Genomic DNA, 9,155 nt, shown 5'->3' with positions numbered 1-9,155 from the left:
TTATGTCCATGGGAGGGGACTCCAGGATCACTTTGAAAGATGAGAGTGGTCTGAATACATATGGCCACGCGCCTTTTCCGAAGTTTGCTGTGTCTTATTCATCTTGTACAAGCAACACGATATCGGTCTCGGCCTATTCGTATGTTGAGTCGTACCTGAATGTGTTGCTGCACCAGTACCCTGAGGGCCTGGGTACAGACGTTTTTGTGGGTGAGTTTGAAAAAATCCGAAACAAGATTGCATCGTATTATGAGCTGAGCCCCGGGGTGGATATGGTTTTTGGTTCATCGGGCACCGATATAGAATTGATTCAATTGGCATTGTCGCTCAGTTACCAGCAAGCCGTACACAACATTGTACTTGCTGCTAATGAGGTTGGCAGCGGCATTGAGCATGCTGCGCGTGGGCGCTATTTTTCTGACAGAACGCCCAAGGGTATTCAATGTAAACTGGGAGGCAACATTGCCGGTTTTCCTGACCATTTGATTTCTTACGCCAATATTGATATCAGGCGGAAGGATGGCAGTGTAAGAGATTCGCGTGCATTATACGAGGCATACTTGTCGGAAATAGAAAAGGCCATAGCGCAGGGTAAAAGAGTCATTGTGCACGCCATTCACCGGTCTAAAACGGGCCTCATTTTACCGGGCTTTGAAGAAATTGAAAAGTTCATTAACGGCTTTGGCCACCAGATAGATGTTGTGGTGGATTGTTGCCAGGGAAGGGTTTCAATCAGGAGAGTGAACGAATACCTCCGTTTAGGTGCTTCGGTGCTCCTCACGGGGTCTAAGTTTTACTCAGGGCCTCCTTTTTCGGGGTTGCTGCTGCTGCCTCCGGGGCGTTACAGTGAACCGCTGAATGTTGAATTGTACCCCGGCTTGAAAGATTTTTTCTCAAGCCCTGAGTATCCGCTAAGGTGGCAAAGTGAAAACATGAGTGAGGCACCTGATGACAACAATCTGGGCCTGTTACTTCGTTGGAAAGCTGCCGTATACGAAATGAATAAGGTTTTCCTGGTTCCCAATAAACGCATTGAATTTGTGATCAATGCATTTAATCGGGCAGCACGTGAAATGATAGAAGGTTCAAAGTTTCTTACCGAAATCACTGCCTCTTCACAGACCAAAGAAGACACAGACCCCGGAAACACGGAGTCTCCATTTGAGCTGAACAGTATCATCACATTTGCCATTCAACAAGCAGATGGCTCAGCATTGCACCTGGAAGACGCAAAAACAATCCATGAATCCCTGTATTCAGACTTGCGTGATCAACTGGGGCTGAACGACAAAATTGCGTCGGTCATCATCCAGCTGGGTCAACCCGTTAAAGTTTTGAAAAATGCAGATAACGCATGGTCAGCAACGCTGCGCCTGGCCCTCAGCTCCAATTTGATTGGCGAATTGGGTTTACTGGATGATGATATCGTAGAGATGCGCTTCAAGTCGGATATGCAAATGGTACATGACAAAATTGAGCTTGTGCTGAATCATTTGGATGCCCTGAGAAACACAGGGAATCACAGCGCGTCAGCTAACGAGCAATAGTCCAAAAGTGACGGTACAGGCCGTGCTAACAGCACGTCGTGTGCAGCCATGTCTTGTCAAGGCTGGAAAGGCAAAATAATTACCTTCGCTCGGTATATTTCGACTCGAAACAAAATCAGGTGTTTTACCAACAAAGGGTATTCATTAATGGGTGACACTTCACATAGCAGGGCTCAAGGTATTTACCAAAGGATTGTGCGCTCTGGTCTTCTTCATGACTCGGACACCGCGTATATCTTCTACTCCCGCCAAATGCTCGTAGAAAGACTGAACGTACTCAAACAGGCATTTGATTCCCTCGCAATATTGCATACCGTCGCCATCAAAACCAACCCCCACCCCGCGGTTTTGAGTTGCATTGTAGAACAAGGATTGGGACTTGAGGCAGCGTCTTTTGAAGAAGTGCTTCTCGCGGTGAGTGCCGGTGCGCCATTTAACAAGATCGTGTATAACTCACCGGTTAAGACACGCAAAGAGCTGGAATATTGTGCCCATCACCTGCCGGGTATTTGCATCAATGCTAACAGTATTGACGAGCTTGAACGTATACCCTCTGCCGAGAGTCTGAAAGTTGGATTGCGGATTAACCCGCTGGTTCAGCCGTCAACAGATATGTTGTACAATGTAAGCCGCGAGGACTCCAAGTTTGGCGTTCCGATTTTTTTGGAGGAAGATATCCTGAAGGCAGTGTTTTCGGGAAGAATATCCACCATTCACATCCATGTAGGCTCAAGAATAGAAACACCTGAAATACTTTTAGAGGCCCTGCAAAAAACGGTACGGCTATGCGATAAAATCAACACGGAACTCAAGCGCGCTGAAAAACCATTCATGCTGACTGGAATTAATTTCGGTGGCGGGTTATCTGCACTTCGCAATATTGAAGCTTCCAATGACCTCATGACTCAATATGGAAAGGGGGTCAGGGAAATCATGATCAATGCGGATTTCAGGTACAGCTTAACCAATGAGTTTGGCCAATGGGTTCACCTTCATAACGGCTTTGCATACTCTAGGGTAGAGTATGTTCGATCGTTGAAAGAAAAGAACATTGCCTTTTTACATTTGGGTGCTGATTTTTTCCCCCGTGAAATTTATTCGCCACACAATGCCTTGAACTTTGAGTTCTACACTCCCAATGGCGAAACCAGGTCAGGAGTGCAAGGTAAAACGGATCTTGCCGGCCCATTGTGCTTCAACGGTGACTACCTTTCAAAAGATCTGGAAGCGCCTGCGTTAAGCGAAGGAGACATTGTGGCAATACCTTCGGTTGGCGCCAATACGTTTGGTTTATGGTCGCGTCACTGTTCGCGGACAATCCCAACTTTTTTTAGTGAAAAAATGGACAATCCGTCTGAAATAGAAAACATCAGTAGCCGATTTAACCCCTTTGTAAATCTGGCGGATTGAGTAAAATAACCCCTATGCCTTCAACCATTCTAGACTCCTCCTACTACCGCGATATGTTTGGCACTGCGGCCATGCGTGCTGTTTTTTCTGATGAGGCGCGCCTTGAGGCGTGGTTGCAAACGGAGGTGGCGCTGGCGCGGGCGCAGGTAGCCACAGGTGTTATTCCGGCCGGCACGGATGAAAAGATTGCTTCTGCCGCGCGCATCGAAAACATTGATCAGGACGCCATGAAAGCCGAATTCGACAAAGTGGGCTTCCCTATTTTGCCGTTTGTTAAACAACTTACGCGTGCATGCGATCAGGAAACCGCGCGGTGGGTGCATTACGGGGCTACCACCCAGGATATCCTCGATACAGGCGCAGTACTTCAAATCCGGGAAGCGCTCCAACTGGTAAGCACCGATCTCAACGCGTGCATCACTGCCCTGATGAAACTGGCCGCCAAACACCGCAACACCGTGATGGCAGGCCGCACTTTTCAGCAGCAGGCCGCACCGATTACCTTTGGATACAAAGCTGCTGTGTGGCTCGATGAGCTATTGCGTCACCACAACCGGCTCCACGAGCTTAGAAAGCGTGTGCTGGTGGGTCAGTGCGCGGGCGCCGTAGGCACTTTCGCTACCCTCGGAGAAAAGGGCCCGGCGGTGCAACAAAAAATGATGGAGCACCTGGAACTTTCGGTTCCCGATATCACCTGGCATACCGCCCGCGACCGCTGGTCTGAATTGCTCGGTTTTCTCGCGCTCTGCGGTGCAACGCTCGGCAAAATTGCCCAGGAGGTAGCCATCCTGATGCGATCTGAAATTGGCGAGCTCAGTGAGCCGTTTGAAACGGGGCGGGGTGCCAGTACTACGCTGCCCCAAAAGCGCAATCCCATTGCCTGCGAGCCTGTTATTGCCAATGCCCACCGGCTTCGCGAGCTGGCCTCCTCGCAAATGATTGCCATGATGCAGGAGCACGAGCGCGGGGTGGGGCACATGCATGTAGAATGGATGGTAGTACCGGATGCCTTTGTACTCATGTCGGGCTCACTGCACCACACCCGGTTGATCCTGGAAAACCTGTGGGTTGGCGCCGAACAAATGCGCGCCAACCTCGATATGGGAGGCGGCTTGCTGATGTCGGAAGCCGTGATGATGGGCCTGGCTCCACTGGTGGGCAAGAGTGAAGCGCATCACCTGGTGTACGCTGCAGCCGGCCGGGCCATGGATCAGAAAACAACGCTGCGCGAGGCCCTGCTGGCCGACGATGCCATCACCGCCCACCTGACGGTTGCCCGAATCGATGAATTGCTGGACCCCGCAAACTACACGGGAATGGCCGGAAACATGGTGGACACCGTACTGAAACAAGCAGAAAAAGCACTACAAAACCAATGAACCCGCGCTGGACACAACGACCCGAAGGCTCCACCTGGGGCGATTGGGGCCCGGACGATCAGTTGGGCCGCCTCAACCTGATTACCCCCGAAAAAGTACGGCAGGCCGTGGCCGAAGTGCGCGAAGGCTTGACCTTTTGCCTTAGTTTGCCGCTGGACTATCCCGGCGGGCAGGTCATCAACAAAGTGCGCTTCCCGCCGGTGCTCAAGCCGGTGATTCGAAACGGTGAGCCCTATTACAACTACCTCTGGCAACAACTTAACCCCCACCACACCGATATCGGATCGGACGATGTGGTTCTGCTGCACACCCAGTACTCTACCCAATGGGATTCGCTGGCCCACCGCGGTGCCCTGTTTGATGTGTACGCAGACGGCAACCCGCAGCCCGTGTACTACAACGGATTTAGCGCCGGAAAAGATGTAACCATGAATGAGCAGCACGAAACCAACGCCCGCGCGCTGGGGATAGAACACATGGCCGCACACGGGGTGCAGGGCAGGGGAGTGCTGGTTGACCTCCACAGCACTTTTGGCGATTTTCCGCGTGCCGAAGTGGGCTACGACGACCTTATGCGGGTGATGGAAAAAGACCGTGTGGAGGTAGAACAAGGAGATATGCTCTGTATATGGACCGGACTCGATCAATTGATTATGGCCGGAAAAGGTTGCCCCGACGAAAGCATTAACAAGGCCTGCGCGGTGCTCAATGGCTTTGACGAAAAACTGCTGCAGTGGATTGCCGACAGCGGCGTGTCTGTGATAGCTTCCGATAACCTGGCCGTTGAGGCCGTGGGCAAAAAGGTACGCGAAGGCACCACCGGAAGCAATCTACCGCTCCACGAACTGTGTTTGTTCCGCCTCGGTGTGCACCTCGGCGAGTTGTGGCTGTTGGCCGATCTCGCTAAATGGCTTCGGGCACATAACCGAAACCGCTTTATGCTGACCGCACCCCCACTCAGGCTCACAGGGGCTGTAGGCTCACCACTCACCCCCATCGCAACCGTATAAAGTGCCATGCAAAAAGATCAGTTCGAGCATCTCATAAAGCCTCAAGCACTCAAAGATCAAAAGTGGCCTGAGGGCACGCAACCCTTGCTCTGTGTGCGTACTATGACTTTCATGCACGAGAAATACATTGAAAGCTGCCTGGAAGGGGTGTTGATGCAAGAAACCACCTTCCCCGTGAAAATGTTTGTTCACGATGATGCGTCCACAGATAAAACAAGGGAGATCCTTCAGAAATATGAGCGGGCTTATCCGCAGCTGATTAAAGTTTATTACCAGGAAGAAAATACCTACCAGCTTAAAAGAAAGCATGGTACCTACCATGGGCGCAGGCGAGCATTCTTTGACTGGATTGACGCAAAATATGTGGCCCTGTGTGAAGGTGATGACTATTGGACGGACCCTACCAAGCTACAAAAGCAGGTGAGCTACCTGGAATCAAATCCGGACTGCTCCATGTCATTTCACAATGTGGAGCGCCTGAACGAGCAAACCGGAACCCGCCGCTTGTTCATGGAACAGTATGAAAAGCAGGATTATGAGTTTGCTGATATCCTCAAGCATTGGCTTGTTCCAACGTGCAGCATAGTGTATAGGAGGGAAATGTATGAACTGCCCGATTGGTGGGGAAATGTTTCAAATGGTGACTATTTGCAGCAGCTTATGCTGGCATCAAAAGGGTATCTACACCGCATTGAAGGCGTCATGGGTGTGTACCGCAAGCATGAGGGCGGTATGAGTCAGCAGTTCAGGCAGCGCAGTGTGTTGTTGCTGAACCTGGTTTATATGTTCCGTATGCTCGATATGGACACCGGGGGCCAGTACCGCAAGGAGATAGAAGAAGCGGTGGATGCCTGGGTGATGAACAGCTATGCAGCCGATATGAAGCAGCGCATTGAGCAGGATTTTATCGCCGATCTGGATCGCCTTTCAAGCCAGCTTACCCCCGCGCAGGTTTTGAAAATGATGTGGCTCAAGTTGCGCAGAAAGGTGAGAGGGTAAGAACGCCCTTCAGCGTAGCGTCCCGCTATGCTAAAGGAGCCGCCTGAAAAGTGGCCTGGTGGCCTGATGAATGATCGTCAAATTGACTAATTGTCTAATCGTCTAATCGTCTAATTGTCTAATCGGCCCATTGCACCATTCGCTCAAGCTCAGTTCAGCGTAGCGTCTCGCTACGCTGACATCTTCAAGGCGTCCCCGCCTGCTTTTTTGATTCCGGTTGTAAGCCGTGAGAATCTATACCAACACCCCCGAACGCGTTGCAAACGCGCCCGAGTTCGGGGGATTGCTGAGGAACGAGGTATTACTTCTCATCCCACCCTTTTGTCATTTCGACCGGAACACCGAGGAACGAGGTGTGTAGTGGAGAAATCTCATTCATTTCACGCTTCATCTCGTAAGAGATTTCTCCGCTACGCAGCTCCTGGCGTCGCTGCTTCGGTCGAAATGACAAAAAATTAGTAATCAGAATAAAAGCCCATTACACCACGTTACTTTATCATTTCGATCGGAGTGCCGGGGAACGAAGTATTACTTCTCATCCCACCCTTTTGTCATTTCGACCGGAGTGCTGAGGTACGAAGCACGGAGTAGCCTGCCCGAAGCATTTCGGGGGAGAAATCTCACTCAGTTCACGCTTCATCTCGTAAGAGATTTCTCCGCTACGCAGCTCCTGGCGTCGCTGCTTCGGTCGAAATGACAAATTACTTATAACCATTTCAGCGTAGCGTCTCGCTACGCTGACACCTCTTAACTCTTCACTCCCCTCTCTTTCCCAATTTTCCGTATTTTCGGCCACCAAACCTATCAACATGAAAAATTCAACCAAATTGAGCCAATGGATGGCTGCTTTTGTGGCCTTTGCTTTCCTCACTGTCTCCTGTGGTGATGCCCCGCAACCCGCTGCAACAGAAACCGGGGAAGAAACCACCGAAATGCCTGCCGATACTACAGCAACGGAAGCTGAACATCCTGCCGATGCCGAGCATCCTGCCGACGGCGATGAACATCCCACCGACGATGAGCACCCTGCTGATGAAGCAGAAGGTGATGAGCACCCCTCAGGCGGATCTGAGCATCCTCACTAAAAAAGTACCCAGACCAAGCCCTCTAGAGGGGTATAGGCCCTTCGCGCTCAAAACTGAAGTACGTGCGAACGGGGATTGCTTTGCCGTTTATTTCCACCAGTGGATACGCGAAAAAAGGAACGCGTCCTGACGCCGGAGGTGGCACAAGCTGAAGGTTTCGTCCGCGGCTCAACTCTATGCGGTTGGCCGGGTGATGGCCAAAGTAATAGGTAGCCAATGCAGAGTACTTGTTGGCTTCGCTGATATCCACAGGCCACCACTTGTCATCCGCATAAAATTCGGCCCAGCAGTGGTAGCCATCTATGCCGCCCTCATTTCGGTCGGAGGGAATGGCAGCACCAATGGCAAACCGGGCCGGAATACCCGCTGTGCGCGCCAGGGAGATAAACAGTGAGTGAAATTCGGTGCAATTGCCACTGAGTGCGTCGCAGGCGTGGTTGGCGTCGCCCGTACCGTACTCTCCGGCCTTCCGGTAGCGCACGGTATCAATGATATGATCATAAATGGCGCGTGCCTGCATAAGCGGGGGGTCTTTTTCACGTCCGCGGAGAATGTCCTGAAGCACGCCGGTAAAGCGTCCGCCTACGGGTAACAGCGGACGGGCGCCGAGGTAGTCTTCCGGTGGGTGATTCGGATCGCTGTACGCGCTTTTTTCTTTTCGGTTTACGAGGTAATCCATTGCGATGCTTTGTTCTTCGGGCCCGAGTGCCACTTGCGCAAAGAAAATCCGGTTGCCGAAAGCGGTATCGGTGGTGTATTGATAATCGTCCACATGCACATGCACCGACAATGGCTCCACTTCCTGAAATTCGTCCGATGTGGGAACCGGTATCCACACACTGGCTGTGCCCTCACCCGGAGGCAGGGTTACTTCGTAGCGAAAGGTAAAGCGGTCTTCACCTTCCACCACTCCGAGAAGGCGATTGCCTGCGTCTTTCACGGGTAGGCGCTTCCAGGTTTTGTCTTTTTGTTGTTTCCAGGTGTAGAAAGGTTTGCCGTTGAGCTTGTGTACAGTGGTTTCGGTTACCTCCATGGAGCCGGGTTTACCTGATAAGAAAAAATCCACATCGTACACATCGCCCGATAAATCAACCAGATCTACACATGCAAATTGTCGCCCGGGTCCCAGGTTCGAGAGGTATTCAGTGTGCACGCGTACCAATCTGAGCAGGAGGGTGTCGTCCTGGTAGGGCACCGGAAAGACCCCGCCGTGCAGTTCCGAAACGCGATCGATGTAATGGCGGATGCCTTCCTCAATTTCGGCGACGCTGGCTTTGCGTGGGGAGCTTTCAGCAGGGGTAGCTGCCGGATTTTGTGCTGTTTCCGGGGTAGGCTCGCACGCTGTGGCCACCGCCAGAACAAGCAGTATAATCAGGTAGTTCTTCATAGGCCGTGGGTTCTTGTTCAAAGGTAGCCAAAAGACAAGGATTTTTCCGCTTCCACCGCAACTCCGGGGAACGAAGTAATGCTTTTCATCCCACCCTTTTGTCATTTCGACCGGAACACCGAGGAACGAGGTGTGTAGTGGAGAAATCTCATTCATTTCACGCTTCATCTCGTAAGAGATTTCTCCGCTACGCAGCTCCTGGCGTCGCTGCTTCGGTCGAAATGACAAATTACTAATAACCAGTTAGCGTAGCGTCTCGCTACGCTGACATCATCCTCTATGCTAGCGCGCGTTTGCAACGCGTGCGGCTTTGTTTGTAAAGTGTAAAAGGAGAATCT

Annotated in this window: 8 protein-coding genes; 6 read left to right on the top strand and 2 right to left on the bottom strand. The window is 51.5% G+C overall.

What is annotated here, in order from left to right; translation table 11 throughout:
• Positions 1–2 precede the first annotated feature (2 nt).
• Genes EA392_00905 through EA392_00885 form a run of 5 tightly spaced genes read left to right on the top strand, consistent with a single transcriptional unit; the run spans position 3 to position 6,345 of the window.
• Positions 3–1,547: a hypothetical protein gene (locus EA392_00905; protein ID TVR41925.1), complete on the top strand. Its 1,545-nt coding sequence runs from the start codon at positions 3–5 to the stop codon at positions 1,545–1,547.
• 48 nt (positions 1,548–1,595) lie between these two features.
• Entirely contained in the window at positions 1,596–2,957 is a 1,362-nt protein-coding gene (locus EA392_00900; GenBank protein ID TVR41924.1) for a hypothetical protein, read from the top strand.
• Positions 2,958–2,971: 14 nt separating this feature from the next.
• Complete coding sequence (locus EA392_00895; protein ID TVR41923.1) at positions 2,972–4,336, top strand: adenylosuccinate lyase family protein; 1,365 nt, start codon at positions 2,972–2,974, stop codon at positions 4,334–4,336.
• On the top strand, positions 4,333–5,346 hold the full coding sequence (locus tag EA392_00890; GenBank protein ID TVR41922.1) for a cyclase family protein: 1,014 nt from the start codon (positions 4,333–4,335) through the stop codon (positions 5,344–5,346). The genes EA392_00895 and EA392_00890 overlap by 4 nt, the downstream gene beginning before the upstream one ends.
• A gap of 6 nt (positions 5,347–5,352) precedes the next feature.
• Positions 5,353–6,345, top strand: a complete 993-nt coding sequence (locus EA392_00885) for a glycosyltransferase (protein ID TVR41921.1) — start codon at positions 5,353–5,355, stop codon at positions 6,343–6,345.
• Between the two features lie 535 nt (positions 6,346–6,880).
• Here EA392_00885 and EA392_00880 read toward each other — a convergent pair.
• Positions 6,881–7,156, bottom strand: coding sequence for a hypothetical protein (locus EA392_00880; GenBank protein ID TVR41920.1), 276 nt, complete (start codon positions 7,154–7,156; stop codon positions 6,881–6,883).
• Here EA392_00880 and EA392_00875 point away from each other — a divergent pair.
• Positions 7,155–7,430 (top strand): hypothetical protein, encoded by a 276-nt coding sequence (locus EA392_00875; GenBank protein TVR41919.1) that lies wholly within the window; start codon positions 7,155–7,157, stop codon positions 7,428–7,430. The two genes, EA392_00880 and EA392_00875, sit on opposite strands and share 2 nt — an antisense overlap.
• Before the next feature lie 22 nt (positions 7,431–7,452).
• On the opposite strand, the gene EA392_00870 is transcribed toward EA392_00875, so the two are convergent.
• Positions 7,453–8,817 (bottom strand): transglutaminase domain-containing protein, encoded by a 1,365-nt coding sequence (locus EA392_00870; protein TVR41918.1) that lies wholly within the window; start codon positions 8,815–8,817, stop codon positions 7,453–7,455.
• Positions 8,818–9,155 lie beyond the last annotated feature (338 nt).

This window comes from Cryomorphaceae bacterium (assembly GCA_007695365.1).
Taxonomy (GTDB): domain Bacteria; phylum Bacteroidota; class Bacteroidia; order Flavobacteriales_D; family SKUL01; genus SKUL01.
This window is presented reverse-complemented; position numbering and strand designations above follow the sequence as displayed.

Coding starts and splice junctions, on each gene's coding strand:
- EA392_00890 (TVR41922.1), top strand. CDS start 4,333: ATGAACCCGCGCTGGACACAACGACCCGAAGGCTCCACCTGGGGCGAT.
- EA392_00905 (TVR41925.1), top strand. CDS start 3: ATGTCCATGGGAGGGGACTCCAGGATCACTTTGAAAGATGAGAGTGGT.
- EA392_00885 (TVR41921.1), top strand. CDS start 5,353: ATGCAAAAAGATCAGTTCGAGCATCTCATAAAGCCTCAAGCACTCAAA.
- EA392_00900 (TVR41924.1), top strand. CDS start 1,596: ATGTCTTGTCAAGGCTGGAAAGGCAAAATAATTACCTTCGCTCGGTAT.
- EA392_00875 (TVR41919.1), top strand. CDS start 7,155: ATGAAAAATTCAACCAAATTGAGCCAATGGATGGCTGCTTTTGTGGCC.
- EA392_00895 (TVR41923.1), top strand. CDS start 2,972: ATGCCTTCAACCATTCTAGACTCCTCCTACTACCGCGATATGTTTGGC.
- EA392_00880 (TVR41920.1), bottom strand. CDS start 7,156: ATGTTGATAGGTTTGGTGGCCGAAAATACGGAAAATTGGGAAAGAGAG.
- EA392_00870 (TVR41918.1), bottom strand. CDS start 8,817: ATGAAGAACTACCTGATTATACTGCTTGTTCTGGCGGTGGCCACAGCG.